At 70.5% G+C, this 23,906-nt stretch carries 21 protein-coding genes and 2 pseudogenes; 11 read left to right on the top strand and 12 right to left on the bottom strand.

From position 1 onward, the window contains the following. Positions 1-11: 11 nt before the first annotated feature. Positions 12-1,538, bottom strand: coding sequence for an integrin alpha (locus tag JK361_RS30160; RefSeq protein ID WP_236053802.1), 1,527 nt, complete (start codon positions 1,536-1,538; stop codon positions 12-14). A 620-nt stretch (positions 1,539-2,158) separates the two neighbouring features. Further along, positions 2,159-2,986, bottom strand: a complete 828-nt coding sequence (locus tag JK361_RS30155; protein WP_201824141.1) for an alpha/beta fold hydrolase — start codon at positions 2,984-2,986, stop codon at positions 2,159-2,161. 203 nt (positions 2,987-3,189) lie between these two features. Here JK361_RS30155 and JK361_RS30150 point away from each other — a divergent pair, with 203 nt between their 5' ends. Together JK361_RS30150 and JK361_RS30145 are read left to right on the top strand one after the other, a co-directional pair. Continuing rightward, positions 3,190-5,322, top strand: a complete 2,133-nt coding sequence (locus tag JK361_RS30150; protein WP_201824139.1) for a WD40 repeat domain-containing protein — start codon at positions 3,190-3,192, stop codon at positions 5,320-5,322. A gap of 237 nt (positions 5,323-5,559) precedes the next feature. Beyond that, on the top strand, positions 5,560-6,438 hold the full coding sequence (locus JK361_RS30145; RefSeq protein WP_201824136.1) for a GNAT family N-acetyltransferase: 879 nt from the start codon (positions 5,560-5,562) through the stop codon (positions 6,436-6,438). Positions 6,439-6,614: 176 nt separating this feature from the next. Here the strand turns inward: JK361_RS30145 and JK361_RS30140 are convergent, their stop codons facing one another. Further along, positions 6,615-7,298 (bottom strand): hypothetical protein, encoded by a 684-nt coding sequence (locus JK361_RS30140; protein ID WP_201824130.1) that lies wholly within the window; start codon positions 7,296-7,298, stop codon positions 6,615-6,617. 231 nt (positions 7,299-7,529) lie between these two features. On the opposite strand from JK361_RS30140, the gene JK361_RS30135 reads away from it, so the two are divergent. After that, the gene (locus JK361_RS30135) at positions 7,530-8,507 is read left to right on the top strand and encodes a hypothetical protein (RefSeq protein ID WP_201824129.1); all 978 of its coding nucleotides are present in this window, start codon (positions 7,530-7,532) and stop codon (positions 8,505-8,507) included. Between the two features lie 57 nt (positions 8,508-8,564). Here the strand turns inward: JK361_RS30135 and JK361_RS42695 are convergent, their stop codons facing one another. The 4 genes from JK361_RS42695 to JK361_RS30115 form a co-directional block, all read right to left on the bottom strand. Then, positions 8,565-8,795, bottom strand: coding sequence for a hypothetical protein (locus JK361_RS42695; protein WP_372448756.1), 231 nt, complete (start codon positions 8,793-8,795; stop codon positions 8,565-8,567). Positions 8,796-9,026: 231 nt separating this feature from the next. After that, complete coding sequence (locus tag JK361_RS30125) at positions 9,027-9,362, bottom strand: transcriptional regulator (protein ID WP_201824128.1); 336 nt, start codon at positions 9,360-9,362, stop codon at positions 9,027-9,029. Continuing rightward, positions 9,359-9,862, bottom strand: coding sequence for a hypothetical protein (locus tag JK361_RS30120; protein WP_201824127.1), 504 nt, complete (start codon positions 9,860-9,862; stop codon positions 9,359-9,361). Before JK361_RS30120 ends, JK361_RS30125 begins: the two co-directional genes overlap by 4 nt. Before the next feature lie 335 nt (positions 9,863-10,197). Further along, positions 10,198-10,380 (bottom strand): hypothetical protein, encoded by a 183-nt coding sequence (locus JK361_RS30115; RefSeq protein ID WP_201824125.1) that lies wholly within the window; start codon positions 10,378-10,380, stop codon positions 10,198-10,200. Between the two features lie 284 nt (positions 10,381-10,664). Between JK361_RS30115 and JK361_RS30110 the strand changes: the two genes are divergently transcribed. Together JK361_RS30110 and JK361_RS30105 are read left to right on the top strand one after the other, a co-directional pair. Beyond that, positions 10,665-11,165, top strand: coding sequence for an SRPBCC family protein (locus tag JK361_RS30110; protein ID WP_201824123.1), 501 nt, complete (start codon positions 10,665-10,667; stop codon positions 11,163-11,165). A 194-nt stretch (positions 11,166-11,359) separates the two neighbouring features. After that, positions 11,360-12,454 (top strand): PP2C family protein-serine/threonine phosphatase, encoded by a 1,095-nt coding sequence (locus tag JK361_RS30105; protein WP_236053823.1) that lies wholly within the window; start codon positions 11,360-11,362, stop codon positions 12,452-12,454. Here the strand turns inward: JK361_RS30105 and JK361_RS41535 are convergent. After that, positions 12,453-12,717 (bottom strand): annotated as a pseudogene (locus JK361_RS41535) (hypothetical protein); the annotation flags it as partial. The gene JK361_RS30105 and the pseudogene JK361_RS41535 sit on opposite strands and share 2 nt — an antisense overlap. 470 nt (positions 12,718-13,187) lie before the next feature. On the opposite strand from JK361_RS41535, the gene JK361_RS30100 reads away from it, so the two are divergent. From JK361_RS30100 to JK361_RS30080, 5 genes are all read left to right on the top strand, one after another. Then, on the top strand, positions 13,188-13,664 hold the full coding sequence (locus tag JK361_RS30100) for a hypothetical protein (RefSeq protein WP_201824113.1): 477 nt from the start codon (positions 13,188-13,190) through the stop codon (positions 13,662-13,664). Between the two features lie 65 nt (positions 13,665-13,729). Beyond that, the gene (locus JK361_RS30095) at positions 13,730-16,858 is read left to right on the top strand and encodes a tetratricopeptide repeat protein (RefSeq protein WP_201824111.1); all 3,129 of its coding nucleotides are present in this window, start codon (positions 13,730-13,732) and stop codon (positions 16,856-16,858) included. 345 nt (positions 16,859-17,203) lie between these two features. Next, positions 17,204-18,316 carry an ABC transporter substrate-binding protein gene (locus JK361_RS30090; RefSeq protein ID WP_201824109.1) on the top strand — a complete coding sequence of 371 codons (1,113 nt, stop codon included), beginning with the start codon at positions 17,204-17,206 and terminating at the stop codon, positions 18,314-18,316. A gap of 67 nt (positions 18,317-18,383) precedes the next feature. Beyond that, entirely contained in the window at positions 18,384-19,001 is a 618-nt protein-coding gene (locus tag JK361_RS30085) for a hypothetical protein (RefSeq protein ID WP_201824108.1), read from the top strand. A gap of 371 nt (positions 19,002-19,372) precedes the next feature. Further along, positions 19,373-20,356, top strand: a complete 984-nt coding sequence (locus JK361_RS30080; RefSeq protein ID WP_201824106.1) for a hypothetical protein — start codon at positions 19,373-19,375, stop codon at positions 20,354-20,356. Positions 20,357-20,380: 24 nt separating this feature from the next. Here JK361_RS30080 and JK361_RS41530 read toward each other — a convergent pair. Together JK361_RS41530 and JK361_RS30075 are read right to left on the bottom strand one after the other, a co-directional pair. Beyond that, positions 20,381-20,452 (bottom strand): annotated as a pseudogene (locus tag JK361_RS41530) (chloramphenicol phosphotransferase); the annotation flags it as partial. A gap of 112 nt (positions 20,453-20,564) precedes the next feature. Continuing rightward, positions 20,565-21,101, bottom strand: a complete 537-nt coding sequence (locus tag JK361_RS30075) for a cysteine hydrolase family protein (protein ID WP_201824104.1) — start codon at positions 21,099-21,101, stop codon at positions 20,565-20,567. Positions 21,102-21,389: 288 nt separating this feature from the next. On the opposite strand from JK361_RS30075, the gene JK361_RS30070 reads away from it, so the two are divergent. Further along, positions 21,390-21,740 (top strand): hypothetical protein, encoded by a 351-nt coding sequence (locus JK361_RS30070; RefSeq protein ID WP_307787352.1) that lies wholly within the window; start codon positions 21,390-21,392, stop codon positions 21,738-21,740. 106 nt (positions 21,741-21,846) lie between these two features. Here the strand turns inward: JK361_RS30070 and JK361_RS30065 are convergent, their stop codons facing one another. Further along, positions 21,847-22,497 carry a response regulator gene (locus JK361_RS30065; protein ID WP_201824102.1) on the bottom strand — a complete coding sequence of 217 codons (651 nt, stop codon included), beginning with the start codon at positions 22,495-22,497 and terminating at the stop codon, positions 21,847-21,849. 135 nt (positions 22,498-22,632) lie between these two features. Further along, a complete protein-coding gene (locus JK361_RS30060) occupies positions 22,633-23,874 on the bottom strand; it encodes a sensor histidine kinase (RefSeq protein WP_201824101.1) in 1,242 nt (413 codons plus the stop codon). Positions 23,875-23,906 lie beyond the last annotated feature (32 nt).

The following is a 23,906-nucleotide window of genomic DNA, read 5'->3' as shown; positions in this document are numbered from 1 at the left end:
GTGGCCGTCGCTCATCCGACCGTTCCGAACGCCTCGCCCGCATCGGGCAGCCCGTCCTGGCCGGGCAGATACGTCTTGGTGCCGGTGCTGGTCGTTCCGTCGGCGTCCGTCCACGGCAGGACGTAGAGCGTGCCCTTCGAGGAGTCGGCGGCCTTGCTGAAGGGCACGCCGACGTAGAGGTTCGTGGTGCCGGAGGCCAGGGCCATGCCGACGTAGTCGCGTGCCGTGGCGGTGCCCGGCAGCCCCGAACCCCGGGTGAGGAGCCGGTCGTTCGCGCCGATGGCGGTGTCCAGCGGACGGAAGACCTGGATCGCGCCCGCGTCCTTGACGGTGGCGGTGTCCTTGCCGGGGACGCCCACGGCGAGGCGGATGTTGGCGGCCGAGGTGACGACGCTGGTGTCGGTGTTGGCGATCGTCACCCGCTGGCCCATGAAGTCACCGGGGACCGGGTTCCCCTCGACGTCCGTGCTGCCGGCGTCGAACGACGTCACCTGGGTGACCGTGCCGGACGGCTGCACGCGCACCACCTCGACGCTGCCGGCGTCCGCCGCGGTGCCGACGTCCTCGCCCGGGATGCCGATGGCGAGGATGGCGTCGGAGTTGTACGTCTGGTCGCTCGGCCGGTAGTTCGTCATGGAGATCGAGGTGCCGAAGCCGTCACCGGTCTCGGGGACGCCCCCGATCCCGGCGGTGTCCTGGTCGATGCCCACGAGAGGGGTGGGCAGCCCGCCGGACAGGGTGTGGCTGAAGATCGCGACACCGCCCGCGAATTCCTGGTCGCCGATGGCCTCGCCGGGGGAGCCGACCGCGAAGTACCGGTTCGTGCCGCCCACCGAGTAGCCGAACCGGTCGTTGCCCTCGACGGTGCCGGGCACGCCCGGGTCGTCCTCGTTCACCGGCACCACGGTCGTGCCCTGGACGTACTCGATGCAGCCGGCGTCCACGTGGGTCTTGCCGTCCACGGTGACGTCCTCACCGGGCACGCCGACCACCAGGTACGGCTTGTTGGTCGAGGTCGTGCCCGCCCGCACCGTGTAGCCGAACCAGTCGTAGGCCTCGGTGGAGGTGGTCGGGTCGAGCTGGGTCTGGGTGTACCCCTCGATCGTCGATCCGGCGCCGATGCCCGTCGGCGAGCCGTGGATGACGTAGACCGCTCCGGCGTCGACCAGTTGCTTGCCGGACTGGGCGACGTCCTCGAAGGGGGTGCCGACCACAAGGTCCGTGCACCCGTCGCCGTCGGCGTCGTAGGACGTGCGGGAGAAGCCGAAGTGATCGCTGGTCTCCGGCGTGGCGTTCATGCCGGGGGTCGCCTGTGAGATCTCCGAGACACCCTTGCCGCCGCCGAGTACGACTCGTACGAGTCCGGCGTTCTTGACCCCGTTGACCGTGGCGTCCGGGTCGGCGATGACCGTGTCGGTCACTCCGTCGCCGTTGAAGTCACTGGACGTTCCACCGGTGCACGTGGTCGCGGCCGCCGGTGGCGACCCCAGCGTCACGATCCCCGTTGCGGCCAGGATCACGCCGGCCGCTGTGGCCAACGCTCCTGTCAGACGTGTACGCGTACGCACACCCACCCCTAGTTGTCAGCGGGCGCACCGAAGGAAGGCGGCCCTTGAGTCATGTAAGCGCTGACTAAATACGAGCCAAATCAAGATCGTCAAGGTGAACGAAGGGCCCACGTACGCGCGGTGGGCAGGCGGAATTGGGTCAACTTCGCTTATGCGCCCAACGAACCGGAGGGGAGTCTTCCGCACGCAATGGAGACAAACCGAACACGGCCCGAAACTGTAAACACCCCTGGTCGTGGGCGTTTTACTAGATCTTCACCTGACGGGTACGCGACAGTCGTGATACGTTCATGAGTCCTGGAGGTGCCGTCGGCGCACAGAAGATCTCGGTTGGATATCGACACCTTCCTCGGCGTCAAATCATCTGCCCCCACTGCCTTTTGCGTGGCATGCGTACCGATGGCCGGTCGGCCATTTCCGGCCGTTATTCGCGAGGTCCAATACGGCACCGTCGCCGCCGACGGCAACTCGGTGGGTTGTCGCAGGGGGAACGTGTGGGCCGGCAGCGGGAGCCACCGGCCACCAGTGGAACGTGCGGGCCGGGCGGGTGCTGTCCTCAGGACCGGGCGCCCGCGACGAATCGGATGTCCTCAGACCGAGGTGCCCTCGATGAAGTCGGCCAGGTCCTGGTTGAGTTGTTCGGCATGGGTGATGAAGAGCCCGTGTCCGGCGAGCGGGTACTCCTTGTAGATACTGTCCGGCACCAGCTTCGCCATCCGCCGCCCGCACAGATCGATGGGGGCCGAGGCGTCGGCGTCGCCGTGAATGATCAGGGTCGGTACCCGGAGCGCGCCCGCTTCCTCCCGCAGGTCCGTGCAGCAGCCGGTCCTGATCACCTCGACGGCGGCCTTGGCCGAGCAGTCGAGGCAGCGCTGAACCGTCCACTCAACAAGCTCCGTGGAGAGGCTGTTGCCGAGGTGCGTCGCGAAGAACGCCTGTGCGTTCTGCGCCATCCACCTCGGGCGGTCCTTGGTCCGCACCGCCATCAGGGCGTCGAAGGCGTCCTGCGGGACTCCCTCGGGGTTGTCCGGCGTCCAGATCATCAACGGCGCTGTCACCGAGAGCAGCACCACCCGGCTCACCCGGTCGTAACCGTGCCTGGTCAGGTAGCGGATCACCTCGCCGCCGCCCATGGAGTGCGCGACCAGGGTCACCTCCCGCAGGTCGAGGTGGTCGAGCAGCGCCGCGAGGTCATCGGCGAGCGTGTCGTAGTCGAAGCCGTGGCCGACCCAGTCCGAGCGGCCGTGGCCCCGCTTGTCGAACGCGACGCAACGCAGGCCCTCTTCGGACAGCGGGAGCATCTGGAACTCCCACGCACTGCTGCTGAGCCAGGCCCCGGACACGAAGACCACCGGCTTTCCCTGACCCCAGTCCGTGTAGAAGAGGCGTGTCCCGTCGGAGCCCTCGAAGTACGGCATGGTGAGTGAGTCCTTCCCCGTTGATGGCGTTTCACCGCGTCTGTGCCAACTCTCGTCCATCCGGGGACACCTCGTCGATTACCCCGGAAGTAACCAGAGCTCTGACCGGGGGAAGGTCCTCCCGCTTGCGGAGGACATCGCCTCGGCCGGTGAGCACCTCACGCAGTGCCAGGCGATCCGCTGTCATGCCATAGGCTGCCCCGATGAGCGGGATGATCGACTACGGAAGCTTCGCGGAACGGCTCAGGAGCGTGATGCCGCGATGGGATGACCGTGAGCGGATGTCTCCGGACGAGTTCGCCGCGCACCTCGCCGACACGGCACCGCGGTGGGAACTCCTGCGCCGCTTCCAGGAGGAGTGGGGCTACGAGGTCCCCGATGACGCCGTCCCGTGGCAACGCTGGTCGGAGAGCGAACACCGGCAGTACCTGCGCCGGCTCAAGGGCGAGGCGCAGGGCGACGAGGGCGACGACGACCCGTTCGAGAGCGTGGACCTGAGCCTGCCGATCCCGTCCGCGCTGGACGAGTGGTGGGAGCTGCCGTACAACTCCTTCACGCACAGCCCCCGTCTGTACTGGACGAACCCCGAGTACCCGCCGACGCTGCGGCCCGACCCGGGCGGCTACGGCGTCGCGGGCGGCCTGCCCGACGACACGACCCTGGTGCCCGCCGGCGCCGACCGCCGGATGTGCGTGTTCAAGGCCGAGTACGAGTACTGCAACGAGTGGGGGTATCCGGCGGCCGAGGCAGGACTGCCGGACCCGCGGGTGCTGGTCTCCGTCGCCGAGGAGGAGTGGGCGCTCCAGGCGGGGTCCCTCTCGGAGTTCTTCCTGCAACTCGCCGTGCAGCGGCTGCCGTCGTACTACGGCTGGACGGTGTACGGCGGCGACGAGACCGAACGGATCGTGGCGTGGGTGAAGGAAGAACTGCCCACGCTGGGCCTCCAGCCATGGCGTGAACTCGGGCAGCACATCACCGTTTACGGCGCGCCCGACGCACTCGTGTTCCACGACACCGGCTACGGCGACTTCGAGTTGATCGTGTACGGCCGCACCACCGAGGCGCTGCTGACGCTGGGCGCCCGCATGGGACTCGACTGGTCCGACCGGATCCATACCCCCCGTTCCGTACAGGAAGCCCCGAAGCCCATCGCGCTGGCCGCCGGTGACACCGACGAGTTCGGCCGCTGGACAGTGCTCACGACATCTCCGGAACCCATGGCATCAGGCACCGAGCGGTCCTCGGCGAATGACGGCACCGACTCCTGGACCGTCTCCGGAACGCTCGCCGTCACCTGCGACGAGGACGGCACCCTGCGGGTGCGCCGGCTCGACGGCGACGCCGCCCAGGTCACCGCCCACCCGCAGGCCGGACCCGCAACGGCCCTGGCCTGCCTCGACGTTCCTGGCCAGGGACCGCTGATCGCGAGCGGACACCGCAACGGGACGCTGTACGTGTGGCTGCCGGACTCCGACGACGGACCGCTCGAAGTGGCGCGTCAGCGTCCGAAACTCAGCGGCCTCGCGCTGACCGCCACCGCCGACGGAACCGTCCTCGCCGCGTGCTGGCGCGACGAGGTGGTGGCGCTGTGGGACATCGCGTCGGGTGAACGCGCCGACCTCGACCTCGGACCCGGCATCACCGGGGTGCGGCTGGACGCGGACCTGCGCCTGACGGTAGGCGGCCCGAGCGGAAGCGCCGTGGTCCGGCTCGACGCCGACGCGCTGTGGCCGGCCCGTGAACTCATGCTGAGCGTGGTCTCCTTCGAGGACGCGGCCTGTGCGACGGACGCCGACCCCGAGGTCGTGCCGCGGCGCCTCGCGGAACTGCTGTCGTGGGACGCCGACGACGCCCGGCGCGCCGTCGCCGAACTGGACACGCTCCTGGCCCCCGAAAGCGAGCTGTGCTCGGCCGCCGCACTGGCCTTCGTTTATCTGACGCAGATCGGCGCGGCAGTGGGAGTGGGGGCACCGCACTGTCATGTCCGGCGACGGGCGCTCGGCCTGGCTCTGCGCATCATCAGGGCGGTGGACGCGGGCGAGGGACGCTGGCACGAGGTCACCCGTGAAGTCCTCGACGGAATCAGGCACGTACTCCCCGACATGATGGAGGAGGAGGATCCCGCCACACGCACGGCAGGCGCTCTGCTCGTGGCGGCGCGGGGCGAACGGGACGAGAGGGCCGGCGTGCTGCTGCGGGCGCTCGCCGCCGATGACCCCGTCGCGGAGGTCTCGGCCGCGGCCGCGTTGGCGCTGGGTGATGCCGGCGCCGCGGACACGCTGGTCTCGGCCGGCTGGGAGCGGGCGGACGTGGGCTGGTTGCTGCCGGGACAGTGAGGCGACCGCCTGCCCACCGACACCGGGGGCGCCGCCACGCCCCACGGCCACGGCGCCTGTGCGGCTGCGCTCGGCTCCGGGCTCGCCGCCGTATGTACTGAGCCGCGGTCGGTGGAGCGGGCAGCGGCTTCCCGCCGCGGCAGCATGGCGAGCGGCCGGCGACACGGCCGGGCTTGACGGTCATTCAGTTCCGGTCATGCGTCTTCCCGCAGCCGAGTCCATCGGGGAGCATGCAGCATGCGCCCGGATGACTGGCACCTCACGGAAGACGTCGACGAATTCCTCGCCCGAGCCGGGGACTTCCTGCGCTCGCGCCCCGCCCTGCACACCACGCCGCTGTCCCTGACCGAGAAGCTCCGCACACTAGGGCCGGCCGCATACGGCACCCAAGGCCCGGTCTTCGGCCGATTGGAGCGGGACGGCGAGGTCCACGCCACCTTCCACCGCTTCCCGTCCCGCGGCCTGAGCGTCACCTCCCTCACTCCCGAGCAGGCCGACACCCTGGCAGCCCGCCTGGTCGCCCTCGGTCACTCCCTGCCCTCCGTCACCGCCGACCGCGGCACCGCCATCGCCTTCACCGAGGCCTGGCAGCGGTACACGGGCGCGACCTCGGCGCTCCGCGTTCGGCTCCACCTGTACCGTCTCGCCGCGCTCACCCCACCGGAGCCGTTCCCGGAGGGCCGCGGCCGCCTCGCCCGCCGGCAGGACCATGAGCACCTCATGCGCTGGTGCCGTGAGTTCGCCGCGGACGTGGGGGAGACCGTCACCATCGACGCCGCCTCCTGGGCCGGCACGCGCTTCGCCGAGAAGCGCTATACCTTCTGGGAAACCCCGGACGGCACGCCCGTCTCCATGGCGGGCGTGAACCCGATGGTCGCCGGCCAGGTGCGCGTCGACCCCGTCTACACGCCGGCCCACCTGCGTGGCCGAGGCTACGCGGGCGCCGTGACGGTCGAGGTCAGCCGCGCCGCGCTCGCCGCGGGCGCCAAGGAGGTCGTGCTGTACACGAACGCGGCCAACCCCACCAGCAACGCCCTTTACCGGCGCCTCGGATACCGTCCGCTCACGGACTTCGACGTGTACGACTTCGCGGCTGCCGGGCCCGCGGCCGGTTAGGTACCGCAGGGCCCGTGCGTGGACCGGCGGGAAGCCTCTCCAGGGCTCGTAGGGCCGGACTGTCGCTCAGATCGGCGTCGAAAAGACCGATCGGGAGCGTCAGCCCGGCCCCCCGCGCGTATCCGGCCTCACCACGGCACGTCAGGGGAAAGGGCCCGCTCGAGGCAGCGTGTTGATCAGTCGCCGACCGTGCGGAGGAAGTGGTCGGCGTCATCCGGTTCGGCGAGCCGTCCTACCTCCAGCCAGGAGCCGTCGGCGAAGCAGAGCCTGAACGTGGCGAAACCGCGCGGCTGGCCCGCTTCCCCTTCGACGCGGACCTGGTCGAGCGGGAACTCCGCGAAGGTCCGGAAGTCGTCGGCCTTGGTGGGCGACAGCCGACGGCGAGGGGAGGTGGCGATGCAGACGCGGTCACGGGCCAGGACGACCAGACGTTTGGGGTTGGGGGAGTGCCCGTACCATCGCAGCAGCAGTTGTCCCGCGGTCTTGTGCCAGTCGCCGTCGAATACGCCGTTGGCCGGATCCTGCCGGCCGTCACGGGCACGCTCGCGATCGGACGCGGAGCGGCGGGTGGTGCGTGGAGCCTGCGGCTGCCCCTGCGATCCGTGGGTCCGCCGTGGCCGGGGCCCGAGACGGGCGCCCAGCTTGTCGATCAGCATCATCGGCACGACGACGAAGAAGAAGACGACCGCCCCGACGTACAGCAGCCAATGGTGCCCCGGCTTCAACCGTCCCTTGCCCGCCGCGCGGTGCACCTCTTTCGGCGGTGCGGGGATGGGCCTGTGGATCTCGCACCACACCAGTGCCACGGGCTCCTCGCCCAGGATCTTCCGGGCCCTCCGATGTACCGCACGCTTTGCCATGCCGAGATCCTAGGCCGCCCCTTCGCGGCCTCACCGATGGGGCGGACGACGAACGGCCCGGACACCCGCTCCGCCCCGAACGCTCGGCGGCCGGGACAGCGAAGCTCTCGCTCACGGCGATCGTTTCCGGACCGTCTTGCGGAACGGTGTGCTCCTCGTCGAGTGGGGGAACAACATGTCTCCGGATTGCCACGTGATACAGGGGGGTTCGTGGAAACCGATCTTGCTGCTGTGGCTGTGGGAGTGCTGGCCGCGGCATTGACGGGAACGGCGACCAACGTCGGCCAGGAAGCCGGGGCCGCGGTCGTACGGGCCGTCCGTGAGCGTCTGGGAGCCACGTCACGGGGCCAGGCCGCTCTGGCCGGGTTGGAGGCTGCGCCGGGCGACGCCGAGGCGCGCCGGGAGGCCGAGGCGGTTCTCCGTGAGGAGACGCAGGCGGACCCGGAACTCCGGAGCACACTGGCGGCGCACCTGAACACGTCGGTGAGCCGTACGACCGGCAGCGTCGTCATCAACGGCGGGAAGATACGCGGCAGTCAGATCTCCCTAGGACCGGTCACCGTCAACAAGCCGAACACCACGGGTGGGCTGCTGAGCCTGACGGCCGCTCTGCTGATCGTCGTCGCTCTCATCGTCTACGGGGGCGTGCGGCTCGTCGTCGACGACCCACCGTCCGGCGGCGACGGCCAAACCGTGACGGCACGGGCGCTGAGCGTGGCCCAGACCGAGCGGATGATGCCGGGACTGACGGACCTGCCCGGAATGTGGGCGTCCTCCATACCGCCGGGCGCGGGTGGCGAAGGGAAGTGCCACGAGGGCAGGGCCGAACACAAGGCGGCGGGCGGCTCAGGCAACAACGATCTCAAAGTGCGGTTCGTGGCGTACGCCTGCCCGGACACCACGCTCGCGGCCGAGGGCTACGCCGAGATCGTCAAGGCGCGGCAGAACCCCGGAGGCATGAAGGAACACCCCTTCCCGGCACGCAAGTTCGGCGACGAGAGCACGACGACCTCGTACCAGGTCGCGGACGAGTACTTCGCGGACCCCAGCCAGGTCGGCCGGCACCTCATGTCGAGGGCACGCGTCGGAACCGTCGTCATCGAGATGCACTACGGGCCGGTCCGCGACGAGGCCGGCTCCGAGAGCCAGGCGGAGCAACTCATGCGGATCATGTGTGACCGCGCGCAGGATGCCCAGGCGCAAGGTTGACGGCCGAGGCCCACGGTCCGCTCCGCGGGTCCTCCGGGCCGGCGGCCTCCGGCGGCATCAGGCCGGCACACTCCCCGCGCCCAGTTCGACCACGCCGGCGCCGGGCTCGGCCTGAGCGTGCTCGGGCCCGCCGCTGCCGGACCAGATCATCTGGCGGCCTTCGAGGACGAAGACCGGCTCCCAGTCCGCAGGCGGGGTCGCCGGGCAGCTGAACATGCCGGCGAGTTCGCCCCGGCCGAGCAGTCGAGCGTGGTCGGCCCACCGCGACGCGTCCGGGTCGGTGGACACCGCGGAGAACCTCGCGACATCCGGCAGGTATGTGACGGCCCGGCCGAGCCCCCCGCTGCGCCGATCGAGGCTCCCCCTGGTTTCGCCGACCGCGGCCTTTGCCGGGCTCCGCCGACCGCGGCCGTGCCTGGCTCCGCCGACCACGGCTGAGCGCCGATCGCGGGCCCGCCTGGCTTCCCCGATGGTGGCTGAGCGCCGATCGCGTGCCCGCCCGGCTCCGCCGATCGTGGCTCAGTCGTCGGACCGGTCCGCCTCCGCGCCCGCTGCCTGTGCCGCGTCGGCGATGGCCTGAAGTGCGGCGAGGTGGTTCTTGAGCGCCTTGCGGCCGGCCGGGGTGAGCGACAGCCAGGTGCGCGGGCGGCGGCCGACTGCTCCCTTGCGGATCTTGAGATAACCGGCCTCCTCCAAGGCGGTCGCGATGCGGCTGACGCTCGCGTCGGAGACCTGGCAGTACTCGCGGACCGCGGAGAATTCGGCCTCGGCGCAGCCGGCGAGGAAGGCCATCGTGGTCAGCCGCGTCGGATGGTGGATGACCTGGTCCAGCGCCGGTGGCTCGGCTGGGGTCATTCCGCCCTCCCGGTTGCCCTCAGCGCCGCCTGGGCTTCGGCGCACAGGGCGTTCTTACGGCTTTCCCGCCACCACAGGGAGCCTCCGCCGAGAACTCCCAGGGCGACGGCGCCCACGCTCTGTCCGAACGCGAGGAACGCGAGTGCGGCGACTCCGTAGGCGACCACCGGGAGGCCTTCGAGGAGCATGCGCTGCTTGCGGGTGCCACGCGGTGGCCAGGAGCGGACCCGCATCCGGATCACCCGGACCGCGCACATGACCGGGAAGGCGGCCAGCGCGGCGAGCGTGACGAGCAGCAGCGCGAGCCTGCGGGCGCCGCCGTCCGCCTCGTACAGGAGTGGCCCGGCGACCAGGGCCATCCCGAGTCCATGCGTGATGCCCGCCATGGGTGCCCACCACGCGGGCAGGGGAGGCGGCGTGTTGGCCGTCAGCCTGGCCCGCTCCGCGGCCCGCAGATCGCCCTGGGCCCTGACTGATGCGTAGTACTCGCTGCTCGACATGAACGCCCCCGTCTTTCGGTCGCCGAGTTCCCCCTCATTCTTGCATGTACTTTCGTGAGGCAAAAGTAGTTGCGTGCGCACGGCTCGGCCGGGCCCTGTCTCCAGGACCCGGCCGGTCGGATCGGTGTTGAGGATGCGATGCCCCGACTGGTCGGGGCGGTGCCGGGGATGCGGTGGGGGCCAGGGCGGCGGCGGGCCGGAGCACGGGCGGGTCGCGTCGGCGGGCTCTGCCGTGGTCGAAGCGGCCTGGTACTGAACGCTCCGTGCCGTGAGGTGCCGCCCGCCTTGAGGTGACACGTCGGCGCGCGTGGCCGGGTCCTACATGCCGCCGGCTCCTACATGCCGCCGGGTCCGTTCATGGGCACCTGCGGCGCCGTTGGGATGTAGTGACGGGCGAGGCCGGTGTCGCGGTTGTGGTGGTGGCGGTGTGCCTCCGGGTGACTGTACTTCTTGAGGCGCTGACGGCCGGAGACGATGTCCCGAATGTGAAGCGTGGCTCGTGCGAGCACATTCTTCATGCCTGTTCCCCTGGTTGACGTGGTCCTGCCCGGCAGTCTGCGCCAGCCGCCAGGGGTGATGCCGCCGCTTTGAGCTGAACTTGAGCCGACGCGGGCGGCGCGCGGGCAACCGGTTGAGCGTTCATGGAAAATCCGGCCGGGGTGACGGTGGCACGGGGTGCGGGTTCCGCTCACGCTCACGCGACCGATGAGTTCCGCCTCGGCCCGGGGTCTGCATGGTGGGAACGTCCCCCTTCCGCGCCTGCGGATGTCCGAGAAGAGATGACACGAGGAGCGTGCACACCATGGACCTGGAGAACGTGAGCGCAACCCTGACCGTCGAGGTGCCCGCCGAGAGGGTGTTCGCGGTGCTGGCGGACCCGGCGGCCCATTCCGCGATCGATGGCACCGGCTGGGTTCAGGAACCCGTCGACCGGGCGCCGCTGACCGAGGTGGGGCAGATCTTCCGGATGGACATGTATCACGCCAACCATCCGAACGGTGAGTACCAGGTGGCCAACAAGGTCCAGGTACTCGACCCGCCGCGCGCCATCGGCTGGCTGACCGGGCAGGAGAAGGGCGACGGGCGTCTGGAGTTCGGCGGCTGGATCTGGCGGTACGACCTGGTGCCGCTCGGTCCGTCCGAGACCGAGGTCACGCTCACCTACGACTGGTCGGCGGTGCCGCCGTTCATCCGGGAGTACATCCAGTTCCCGCCGTTCGGCCCCGAGCACCTCGCCAACTCGCTGCGGCACCTGGCCGCGCTGGCCGCACCGGCATCCCGGACCAGTGCGCCGGGCGAGTAGGCGTACCGGCCTGCGGCACCGGCTCGGCCCACCGCGCGGGACCAAGGAACAGACCCCTGGTCAGCCGTTTCGGGCCGCTCCGTGATGCCGCCTCCGGGGGCCTGGCGTGGGCCAAGTGGCGGCTGCACTCGCGCCCCCAGTCACTATGCCTGGAATATGCCATTATGCTGTCTTTCGTGCCCTGGACTGGGTGGATGTGGCCTCGTGGTCCGTTCCGTAGGCGGTGGAGTCTCGCCCTGCTCTCACCAGTGATCTTGACTGTGGTCATCACGAGCCTGGCGTTCTCCACTCCCAGAAAGATCGCTTTCAGCCGCCTCCTGACCGCCGTACCTGCCCTCGCGGCATCGGTCTGGCCCATGTTGCCCACCATTCTGCTAGGGGTGGTATGCGTAGCGATCATGATCGGGCTCAGCCTTGTCTACCCCGATCTGGGCACCTGGTTCACCGTGGGCGCCATCGCGGCCGTCACCGTGGCCGCCGCGTACGCGTGCCGTGTCCGCATCCAGCGGGAACAGGCCTTCCTGCAGCTACGCCTCGTCGCGGACGCGGCGCAGAAAGTGCTCTTGCGTCCACTGCCCCGCAAGGTCGGTCGCATCGAGGTCGAATCGATGTACCTTGCAGCCGCCGCGCAGGCCCGCATCGGCGGAGACTTCTACGAAGCCGTCGCCACGCCGTACGGTGTACGACTGATCATCGGCGATGTGCGGGGCAAGGGCCTGCCGGCAGTCGGGGCGGCCGCAGCGGTGGTCAACTGTTTCCGGGAGGCCGCGTACGACGAGCCGACCCTGGAGGGCATCGTCCGCCGCCTAGATGCCAGCAGCGTCCGGCACAGCTGCACGCTGCCCACCGGTGACCTGCTGGAGCAGTTCACCACCGTGGTACTCGCCGAGTTCCCGCACCAGGGCGACCACATCAGGCTCCTCAACTGCGGACACCCACCCCCACTGCTGCTGCATCACGGCAAGCTCCACGTCCTCGACCCCACCACCGCATCGCCGATGCTCAACCTCGCCGCTCTCATCGGCACCGACTACACGACCGACACCGTCGTCTGCGCCCCCGGTGACCGGCTGCTCTTCTACACCGACGGCGTCATCGAGAGCCGCAACAGCGACGGTGAGTTCTTCGCCCTCCAGGACTGGATGCGTCGCCAGGCGTCGGCTGGGCCGAGGGCACTGCTCGACACGCTCCACCGGGATCTCCTCCACCACAGTGGCGGTGGACTGAACGACGACGTCGCGGCCCTCGCGGTGTGCGTCCGCGACAGCTCAGTGCGAGAGGATGCCTGATCACTTGGCCGGGCCGAAGGTGCCGCCACTGCGAGGGATCGAGCGGAGCAAGTCGAAACCGAGGCTCGGCCCCCGGACTCCAGGGAGGGCGCGAGTTCGACCCAGAGCCCGGCGACGTCGAGAGCCGGTTCGCCGGTCGGGGTTCGGTTTCCGATGTTCCACATCGGTCGCAGGACGCCGGCTCCGGCGATGGGCGTCCGCCCTCGCGCTTCGGAGGCCGGGCGGAGGGTGAGGGCGGCCCGGATGGTCCCGTTGCGGGCCTCGTAGCGGTCTGACCACGGTCCCGTACCGGCGGCGACAGGGGCCGGCACCGCCGCGTACGCAGTCGCGGTGCCCCCGCCGCTTCGGCCATGAGAGGGGCAGTCCCGGGCCCCAGGACTTCCGTGCACCTGGCCCCCCGTGTACCTGGACTTGCCGACCCCCTGGCCCCCGTGTGCTTGGCCTTCCCGACACCTTGGCCCCCCGCCCCCCGTGTACCTGGACCTCCCGACCCCTGGCCCCCGTTTACCTGGCCTCACGAGCCCCAGACCCCGCGATGTAGCTGGGCCCCCCGAGCCGCAGGGCTCCAGGCCCCCCGAGCGTGACTCCCCACGGACTCCGTCCACCGTATGCGACCTGGATTCTCCGAACCGAAGGCAGCAGAGGCTCGTGTCTGATGAAGTGAAGCGTGCAGGGCCTCGGTGACACGGGAATGTCCCGGGGCTGATCGGACAGCTCAGGAGGGTGGGCGAGGATGCTGCCTGAGGCACTGACCGCGCTGGCCGCGGCGGGAGGCACCGCGGTGGTGCAGGCCGCGGGCACGGAGGCCTGGGCCGGGTTCCGCGAAGGAGCGGCTCGCTGGTTCGGCCGGGGGAACCCGCAACGGGAGCACGCCGAACTGGAGCGGCTCGACCGGACCGCGGGCGAACTGGAGACGGCGGGGCCGAGCGACACGGAGCGCGTGCGCATCCGGCAGGAGGCGGCCTGGCAGGCCCGGATCGAGGCCCGCCTGGAAGACCTGGCCGACGCCGAACTGATTGCCGCGGCACAGGAGTTGCGGGAGCTGCTCAGCCACCACGCCCCGACCGCCGACGTGTCGGCCGGGCCGGGAGGTCTGGCCGTCCACGGCCCCGTGACCGTGCGCGCCGAAGGGGGTTCGATCGCGGCCGGGATCGTGCACGGAGGTGCGCACATCACCCACCCTTCGCCGCCGGATCCGCACCAGGGCTGAGCGGACCGGGCGACGAGCAGCCCACCAGGGCAGGGGCACCTGCCGGCACGACGCGCACGGGAGGCGTGACCGCCCAGGCCGAAGGCGGCGGCATCGCCATCGGCATGGCCGGTCGCGTCCATGTGCACCTCGCCCGTGCCCACGGCAACCCTCCCCCCGACCGCCCTCGGCCGGTCCCGGACTGGAGAGCCGAGCAACTCGGTGTCCATCCCGCGATCCGTGGCACCAACTCGCCCTACGGCGAGGGGGAGTTCGTACTCCCGGAGTATCTCGAACGCGACCACGACCGGCGGTTGCGCCACCACCTGCTCGCGGCGGCGAACACCGAGCAGGCACTGCTCGTGCTCGTGCGCGGGGCGTCCTGCACGGGCAAGACCCGTGCCGCGTTCGAAGCCGTCCAGGGCTGTCTGTCCGGCTGGCAGCTCGTCTTTCCCAAGACCGGCGCGGGGCTCGTCGCCCTGCTCGAAACCGGCTCCCTCGCACCGCGCACCGTCCTGTGGCTCAACGAGGCGCAGAACTACCTCGCCGACCCGCTGGCCGGAGAGGAGGCAGCCGCCGCGATGCGCGGCCGCCTGGAGGAAGCCGGCCCGGTCGTACTCCTGGGCACGCTGTGGCCCGAGTACCATCGCGCCCTCACCGCCACACCCCGACCCGGACAGGACACCGAGGCACACCCCAACGCCCGGGCCCTGCTCGACCAGGCCGTAGTGGTCGACGTCCCGGCCGCCTTCCCCGCCGACTCCCTCGACGACCCGCGGGTACAACGCGATCCGTCACTGGCCGCGGCCATGGCGTCCAGCACGGGTGGCAGGATCACCCAGACCCTCGCGGCCGGCCCGCAACTCGTCGACCACTACCAGCAGCCCGGCGAACCCCACGGCCCGTACGGGCACGCCGTCATCACCGCGGCCATGGACGCCCGCCGCCTGGGCCACAGCTCACCCCTGCCGGCTGCGCTCCTCGAAGCCGCCGCCCCCGCCTACCTGACCGAGGAGCAGCGCGCCACCGCGCCCGACACCTGGTTCACCCATGCCCTCGCCTACGCCCGCGAGAAGGTCAGGGGCGTGGCCTCGGCGCTGGAACCCGTGGCCAACCCCGACGGCATGGGTGCCCTCCCGGGCGTCTACCGCCTCAGCGACTACCTCGACCACCACGCCCGCTCGGCCCGCCGCCACACCGTCCCGCCCGAGTCCTTCTGGTCTGCCGCCCGCGAGTACGCGGCCGACGCGACGGACCTCGACGCTCTCGCGGACGCAGCCCGTTTCCGCGGCCGTTACCGTGTGGCGGCCGGTCTCTACCTGCGAGCCGCCGACGCCGGGGACACCCGGGCGCTGAATCAACTGGCCTGGCTGCGTATCCAGGCCGGGGACGTCCGGGGCGCGCAGCCGTTCGCGCTGCGGGCAGCCGACGCCGGGGACACCCGGGCCCTGAACCGTCTGGCGTGGCTGTGCGAGAAGGCCGGGGACACCGACGGCGCGGAACGGTTCGCGCTGCGCGTGGCCGGCACCGGGAACACCCAGGCCCTCACCCAACTGGCGCGGCAGCGCAAGCGGTCCGGGGACGCGGAAGGGGAGCTGCGGCTGTACCTGCTGGCCGCCGACGCGGGGGACATCGGCGCCCTGGTCTGGCTGGCGGAGTCCCGCATCGAGGCCGGGGACGCCGAGGGGGCGGAGCCCTTCGCCCTGCGGGCCACCGAGGCCGGGAACACCACGACGCACACCCGGCCCCTGGTGAGCGTGGCAGAGTTGCGCGAGCAGGCCGGGGACGACCGCGGCGCGCGGCGGCTCTACGTGCTGGCCGCCGAGGCCGGCAACGAACAGGCGCTGTCGTGGCTGGCGGAGCAGTGCGAGCGGGCGGGCGACATCGAGGGAGCGGCGGCATTCGCCCTACGGGCGGCCAAACCCCTCAGCCACATGCCGATACTGGCCTATCTGGCGGCGCGGCGCGAGGAAGCCGGCGACACGCAGGGCGCCGAACGCCTGTACCTGCGGGCCGTCGACAACGGAGACCCCAAGGCCCTGGTGCCGCTGGTGGATCGATACGCGCGGGCCGGAGACACGGAGGATGTGGAACGGCTCTGCCGCTGGGCCATCGACACCGGCAACGTCCGCGCCCTCACGGAAGTGGCGCAAGCACGCGAGGATGCCGGCGACATCCGGGGCGCGGAACCGCTGTACGCGCGTGCCGCCGATGCCGGAGACACCTACGCGCTGGTACGCAGGGCGATGCTGCGCGAGAAGGCCGGGGACGTGGAGGGCGCGGAACGGCTCGCCGTGCGCGCCGTCGGAGCCGGGGACAAGCGGGCCGCGCAGTGGCTGGCGGAGGTGTGCGAACGGGCCGGGGACACCAAGCGGGCGGAACGGCTCGCCCTGCTGGGCTTCGACCACGAATACGCCGGGCCGCGCAGGGATTTCGTGGAGTTGGCGGAGGCGCGCCTCCGGGCCGGGGACGCCCGCGGCGCGCAGCGGATGTACCAGGGGGCCGCCGAGGCCGGAGACACCAGGGCCCTGGCGCGCCTGGCACAGCTGCGGATCCGGGCCGGGGACCTCGACGGGGCGCAGGGGTTCGCCCTGCGGGCCGCCGAGGCCGGACACGCCTGGGCCCTGACGGAGGTGGCGCAGGCACGCGAGAAGGCCGGGGACGTCCGGGGCGGGGAGCCGTTGTACGAACAGGCCGCCGACGCCGGTAACACCCAGGCCCTGGCCTGGCTGGCACACCGGCAGGAACGGGCCGGGGACAAGGAAGGCGCGGAACAGCTCACCGTACGAACCGTCGAGGCCGGAGCCTCCCGGGACCTGACGTCGGAGCTGGCCGAGCTGCGGGAGCGGGCCGGGGACGGGGAGGGCGCCGAACGAATCGCCCTGCGCTCCGCCGAGGCCGGTGACAACCGGGCCGTGGCCCACTTGGTGGAGTGGCGCGTGCGGGCCGGGGACGCGGACGGAGCGGAACGGTTCGCCCTGCGGGCCGCCGACGCCGGGCAGAACCGGGCCCTGCTGGGGCTCGCACGGCTGCGCATCCAGGCCGGGGACGATCGCGGAGCGCGACGGCTGTACCTGCGGGCCGCCGACATCGGAGACACCCGCGCCCTGGCGTGGCTGGCCCAGTTGCGGGAGCAGGCGGGGGACACGGACGGCGCGCGGCAACTGACGCGTTGGGGGCTGGAGACCGACGGGTCTCCGGCCCAGCCGTGGTAGCGGCCGCGCACGACCGCCGGAAGCGCGGGTGGGGGCAAGCATGGCGTTCCCCGAGGGCCGGCCCCTGGCCACACGCTGCTTCGAGCGGGAAGGGCAGCATCATCCTGAACAAAATAGTCCGAGGGACGCGGCCGACTGACGGCCGACCGGCGGACTCATACGGTCTTCATGACTCGGCGATCCGATAACCGGTTGCCTGCCGGCAATTGCCGTGGATGCAATGTCCGGCATGATCACCCAGGTGCGCCCGCCGCGGCGGGATGAGATGAACGCGTACTACCGGCCCTTGCCGTTCTGCGCTCACGGCAGGCCGGGACGGGATCGGCACGCGGGGGACACCGCCGCATGAGTACGCCGTCATCCCCGCCTGTTTCGGAGCGGGCCGGCGGTTCATCCGTCCGGATCGGCGCTCTCGTTCCGCTGACGCGGCCCGGCTGGGCCGAGGCGGGCCGACACCTGCTCGCCGGCCTCGAGCTGGCCGCTCGCGAGGTCAACGACGCCGGCGGGATCCTCGGAAGACCACTGGAGTTGGTGGTCCGGGACACCGCGGCCGATCCACAGCGGGCCGTGGCGGCCGTGGACGAATTGGCCGGCCTCGGCGTGGCGGCCCTGGCGGGTGAGTACCACAGCGTCGTCGCTCGCGCCGCTGCCGCCAGGGCGGACGCCCTCGGCCTGCCGTTCCTCTGCTCGTCGGCGGTTCTCGACGGGCTCACCGAGCAGCCCACGGAGTGGGTCGCGAGGCTCGCTCCGGCGCAGTCCCACGGCTGGCGGATCTACGCCGACTTCCTCCTCGGCGCGGGAGACAGGCGGATCGCCGTGGCGACCGAGCCGAGTGTCTACTGGGCAGCCGGGACACGCATTCTGCGGGACCACCTCGCCCCGCGCGGCGGCACCGTCCTGGAACTCGACATGCGCGCGCTGGCCCCCACGGACGTGTGTGACGAACTCGCCGGCCATCGCGCGACAGCCCTCCTTCTCCTGGTCGGCCATCCGGAGCCGGCGGTGCCGATCGTCAGGGCGGTCCGCAGCGACCGGCGGCTCGCCGAGACCATGATCGGTGCTCCGGCCGGGCAACCGGAGTTCACCGAATGGGCGACGCTGCTGGGCGACGAAGGCGCCTCGATCCCGTTCCTGCGCTACCTGCCCGAGCGCCTCGGCCCACTCGGAGCACGGGTCGGGACGGCCCTCCGTGAGCGGCTGGCCGAAGCACCCTCTTTCGTCGCCTTCGAGGGATACGACACGATCGCGGTCCTCGCCGCTGTGCTGCGTTCCCACGGCCTGGACCGGGCGCGCACCGCCGAATCATGGCCGCGCGTCGAAGTCGAGGGCACGCGCGGACCGATCCGGTTCTCCCGTACGCCGGGCATCAACGTCTGGCAATGGGCATGGACACCGGTCCAAGTCGTCGACCGGGATCCGGCGGCCCCCGACCGCTTCCGGATCCTTCACACCGGCTGATGAGCGCGAGGGCCCGCTCACGGAACACCTCGGATCACAACGGCGTAGGGCCCGTGGGCGCACCGCCGTGGTGTCCGCCGTACTGGCCCTGTCGGCGGCCCTGACAGGCGGCACCGCGCAGGCACAGGAGACGCTTTCGACGCGGGCCGCCCAGCCGCCGGCCGAGCACGCCTGCGTGTTCGAGGGGGTCGACCTCAACGAGTTCCTGGGCGTCCCCCAGCGGCTGATCGGTCCGCCCCCGTGCCGCGAGGCGTTCGTGGGCGAGAAGTGGGTCCGGACCTTCCCGGCATGGGTTACGGCGGCGAGCGCCAAGGGCGCCGTGTACCCCCCTGGTTACAAACCGGCGCGTCGCGCTCCCATGGACGACTTCGTGTCGAAGTTCCGCGGTATCCGGGTCGTCAACGACATCGGCACCGCGCAGGAACGCAGCTACGTCTTCACCGGGAAACAGGTGTTGCGCCGCGTGGATCTGGACTCCGAGGCCAACGTCCGCATCGCCAGCTTCGCCACGCCCCCGCTGCACCCGCTCAGCGCCGGGGCCCACACCACCACGGTCTTCATGCGGCTGAGCGCACAGCACTGTGACGGGCTCGGCACCGACCCGGACGCGAACTGCCCGCCCGGCGGCGAGTTCCAGTACACGGGTGACACACCGGTCACGTTCTTCCCCCGAAGCACCGACTGAGCGCCCTGGGGTGCTTCGTCCGGGCGAGCCGGACCATTGCGGCTGCCGAGCGGGATACCTCGGTTGGGCGACGGTGCCTGCGGACGTCGTAGGGCGGCGGTGCCTGCGGACGTCGTAGGGCGGCGGTGCCTGCGGACGTGCTTGGAGAGCGACTCCTGACGGGTGGCCACGACGACTACGCGGCGGGCGCGGCCGGCCTCCCCACCTCAGCCAGGCCGTCGTCGCGGCACTGTCCGGCCCCTCAGTGCCGGTCGGCCTGGATGACGAGGGCGGTATCCGTCGGGTGGGGGAGGAGAACACCCCCAGCGGTGGACGTACGCACGTGAGGGAGGCGCGAGGCTGGATTCCCGTGGAGGGAAGGTGGTTTCGGGGTGGAACGCTGGGATCGAGTCGGGCGGGGCGCGGCGTACGGGGCGGCGCTGGCCCTGTCGCCGTACCTGCTGATCAAAGTGACGTGGGTGGTGGGCTCGCTTCTCGGCGTGGCACCGATCGGCAAGGGTTTCGACATCACCGGATGGGTGCTGCTCAATACGGTGACCATCGGTATGGCGGGGATCGGGATCGCGACGGCGCTCGCTCTGGTGCGGCCCTGGGGTATGCGGATACCTGGGCGGCTGGTGCTGTTCTGCGCCTGGACGGGATCGGGGTTCCTGGTGTCGATCCTTCCGTACGCCGTGTTCAGCGCCCTGCTGGACGCCGCCCACGGTGGCTCGGGCGGTGGTGGGAGCGACGAGGCCGTCATGCCCGGCTGGGAGGCCGCGCTGGTCCAGTTCAGCTTCGTCGGGATGGGGCTGGGACTTGCCGTCGCCTTGCCCGCCTACCTGCGGCGCCGCTGGCCGCACGCATTCCTCGGCCGAGTCGGGGACGGCGACGGTGCCGACGCGCCACGTCCCGGCGCCGCTTCCCAGCGGCGCCGCGCAGTCGAAGCTGCGAGGGCGTCATGGGTGGCCGTCGTCGCGGTCGTCGTCGGGCTGGTCTGGCTGTACTGGGCAGTCGGCGGCACGCTGGGAATCTCACGCCCGGACGAGCGGGACACCAACGGATACGTGCTGACCGGCGTGGGCGCCTTCTGGGCGCTCGCCGGTGCGGCCGCCACCTGGACGCTCGCTCGCGCACGCCCCGCCGGGCTGCGCCACCGGCTCCTGTTGGGCCTCGGCTGGCTCGGGTCGGGCTCGCTGTTTGCGTGGAGCGGCTGGAAACTGCCCATCACGCTGCTGGTCGCGCTGGTCCACCCGGCCGACGTGACCCTGCCGGAGAATCTCGCCGTCGCCGCGGTCCTGCATCTCGCCGCCGTCGTCGCGGGCGCCGCCATGCTGAGGACACTCGTCGTCTCACGCCCCCACGCCCAGGCCTGAGACAGGCCCAGCGAGCACAGCACTCACGTCCTCTGGGCGCAGCACGGTGAGGCAGTCGATCAGCCGCCACGGCTCACTGAGAACGTGGTCGACGACACGCCAGTCCTCGGGGTTTTCCGTGCCGTCAGGGCGAGGCAGCCGAGGGCTCGACTGCCATCGGACGTCTGCGCCTGGGTCGCGCCCTCCCGCGTCGCGGCGCCTGCCGGAGCTATGTCCAGAGTTCCCGGCTCATGCACACGCGTGCACCCATGTTCCTTTCCATCATGCGCAGTGCCGCCTCTGCGAGGTCTTGGTGGATGTGGGCGACGGCGTCCCGGGGGACGACCACTTCCAGGTGGCGGATGTGGGCATCGAGGGCGGAGTAGAGCACGCACTGCTCGGTCACCTGTCCGCAGAGCACCAGGTGCTCGATCCCCTGTTGCTGGAGCAGATACCCCAGGGGCGTCTCGTAGAAGATGGAGTGCCGGGCCTTGAGCACGAAAAGGGAGTCGGCGTCGGGGCACAGCGGCTCGACGAGGGCCGCATGGGGACTGGCCAGAGCGTGTTCCAGCAGCTCGCCGTGGTGCGAGCGCCACTCCCCGAAGTTGTCGTTGACATAGATGACCGGGGCTCCGTGCTGCCGCGCACGGTGCAGCAGCTCGGTCAGCACCGGTACGACCCTCCGCGCCGAAGGGAGCAGCAGCTCGGCGTCCGGATGTTCGTAGGTGTTGATCATGTCGATGACGATCAGTGCGGTCTTGCTCATGCAGTGAGACTTCCACTTCGGCGCCGGCGCAGGCCGCTGAGTCACCCGAACAGGGCTGCCGCCACAGCCGCGCCGCGGGCTCGCCCGGCGCCCCCACTTCGTCGTCTCACGGCCTGGCCCACAACCGAACGGGCGCCTTCCGCGTCCTTCTCGAAAAGTCCGGCTCCGTGACCGTCCATCGCGGAGCAACCGCGGTTTTGGAGAAGTGCCATCGATACGTTCGCTGTCGACCAGCTCGGCCACAGCCTGCGGCCGACCAGCCGCAGGGCAAGAATCGGCGCTTTCGCGGTGGGCATCCTCGTGGGTGTCGTGCTGACCGTCGGCGCGGTGACCGTGCTGTGGTGGCCGCGCACCGAGGTGACGTACCGGAGCACGGCGCCCTCGTCAGTCGCCTACGACGACGAATCGACGCACTACCTGGGGCTGGTGCACAAGCACACGCTGTCCGGACGGCACACGTACGGGGTGGTGATCGGCCGGGACCCCGGCCTGTCCTACGGACACTGGGTACAAGTCTCCCCGGACCTGGGGGCCCCTGGCATCAAGTCCACGACGTGGACCAAGGCGGGGGTACGGGTCCGCTTCCTCACAGGTCACGAGGTCTTCGTCCCTGCCCGCTTCTACCTGTACGGCAGGTGAACCGGCCGTCGGTCGGCCCTTGGAGAGCGACGTCGCACCAAACCTGCGGTCGATGTTCCCGCGGGGGGCGTGCTCGGGTGTCCTCTGCGGGGACGGGCGAGGGCGGTCATTCGAGCAGTCCGCGTCGCATGGCTTCGGCGACGGCCTGGGCGCGGTCGGTGACGTTGAGTTTTTCGTAGAGGTGTTGGGTGTGGGTCTTGACGGTGCTGGCACCGAGGAAGAGTTCTTGGGCGATTTGGGGTGTGCTGAGGCCGCGGGCTATCGCCTGGAGAACTTGTTGTTCGCGGGCGGTGAGGGTCGGGGCGCTCTGGGTGCGACGTTTGCGGATTTGTTCGGCGAGACCCGTGGTGACGTCGGGTGGCACCACCGTTTGTCCGTGATGGATGGTGTGGATCGCGCTGATGATCTCGGAGCGTTTGGTGTCTTTGGTGAGATAGCCTGCGGCTCCTTCTTCGATGGCCTGGTAGACGGAGGCGCTTTCGGTGAAGGCGGAGAGGAGAAGGACGCGGGTGGGAATGTTGTCTCTGGTGAGCGCGTGAAGGACGGCGATGCCGTCGAGTTCCGGCATGCGGAGGTCGAGTACGGCGATGTCAGGTTGTTCTCGGCGGATGATGTCGAGGGCATCGCGGCCGTTTTCTGCCTCGGCGATGACGTCGATGGTTCCGCTGAGCTGTAGTGCGCGTGATATGCCTTCGCGGAACAGCGGATGATCGTCGGCGATGACCACGGTGATCCGGGCGGGATTCGGCGTTGTCACGGCAGTCCGACCTTTCGTCTGCAAGGGTGTGCTGCCCTTGTGTGGTCATCGGCGGTTTACGCGATGGGTGCTTGTTGCCGGCGTAGTGAGTGTCGGGGCCTCTCGGGTGAGCAGGGCCGGACCGGCATGGGTGGATCAGGTCTGAGGTACGACGGCTTCGACGGTGGTGCCGCCGGTGGTGTTGTTTCTTATGGTGAAAGTGCCTCCGATGCCTTCGATGCGGGCGCGGTGGGAGGCGAGGCCGATGTGTCCGCTGGCAAGGCTTCGGGTGAGGGCGTTCTGGGGGATGCCGATTCCGTCGTCGGTGATGGTGAGCTGTATGTTTTCCGGATTGTGGTCGTGTGGTTGCAGTGTGACGGTGACGTTTTTTGCGTGGGCGTGTTTTACGACGTTCTCGAGTATTTCTCGGGCGAGCCAGAACAGGGGCCGGTCGGCTGTGCCGGCGGTGGTGATGCTGGTGTGGATTTCCGCGTGGAATTTTCCTCGTTCGGATGCCTGCTCGGTGAGGTGTTGAAGGGCGGGGACGAGACCTCCGGTGGTGAGAACCTCGGGGTGGAGGGTGCGGACCGAGGTACGGAGTTGCCTGCTGGCCTGGGTGAGGGCTTCGTCGGCGCGCTGGAGTGCGTCGGTTGGCTGGGGGGTGGTGACGGCTTCGTCGATGAAGTGGCGGGCGGCGAGGATGTTTTGCAGGGCTCCGTCGTGGAGTGTCTCGGCGATTTTCCGTTGTTCTGTTTCCTCCGTGGCCATGATGCGGTCCAGCAGCCATAGGCGGTGTTCGGCGAGTTCTCGTATGGATTGCACTCGGTGCTGCTGGACGTCGGAGAGGAGCACGCAGCCGGCGCAGACCACGAGGATGAACAGGGTGTGGACGGCTGTGTAGTGCCAGTACGGGTGCTCGAGGTGGCCCAGGCCCGTGCCGAGGGCGTAGCAGGCGGCAGCGAGGATTCCGGAGACGGCGGTGAGGACGGGCCGCATCTGGAAGGAGGCGAGGACGGGGATGAACAGGAAGATGTCGGCTGACAGCGGTGAGCTCCAGTTCGGGTCGGAGAAGTTCCCGGAGACAGCCATCAGCGTGGTCAGCAGGGTCAGGTCGGTCAGGGGGTAGATCCAGCTGGGCAGTGGGGGGCGGGAGGTGAAGGCCGCCCACAGGGTGGCCAGGGTCCACAGGGTGTAGGCGGCGGCCAGCGCGATGGAGAGCGGTAGCTGTTCGGACGGCGGGAACACCGCCAGGTCCGTGATGCAGGCGAGGACGATGGCGAGCCGGAGCAGGGCCTGCCACTTGAACGACCGCTGAAGGTGCAGGGCCGGTGTCTGGGCTGCGTTCCCCGGAGTGGCAGGGGGGTGTTCGGAGGGCGGAAACGCGTCCGGAGGTGTCATGTCGTCCTCTTCCCGGCCGTGGCTACGTGGGC

This window comes from Streptomyces musisoli, from assembly GCF_016741855.1.
Taxonomy (GTDB): Bacteria; Actinomycetota; Actinomycetes; order Streptomycetales; family Streptomycetaceae; genus Streptomyces; species Streptomyces musisoli.
This window is presented reverse-complemented; position numbering and strand designations above follow the sequence as displayed.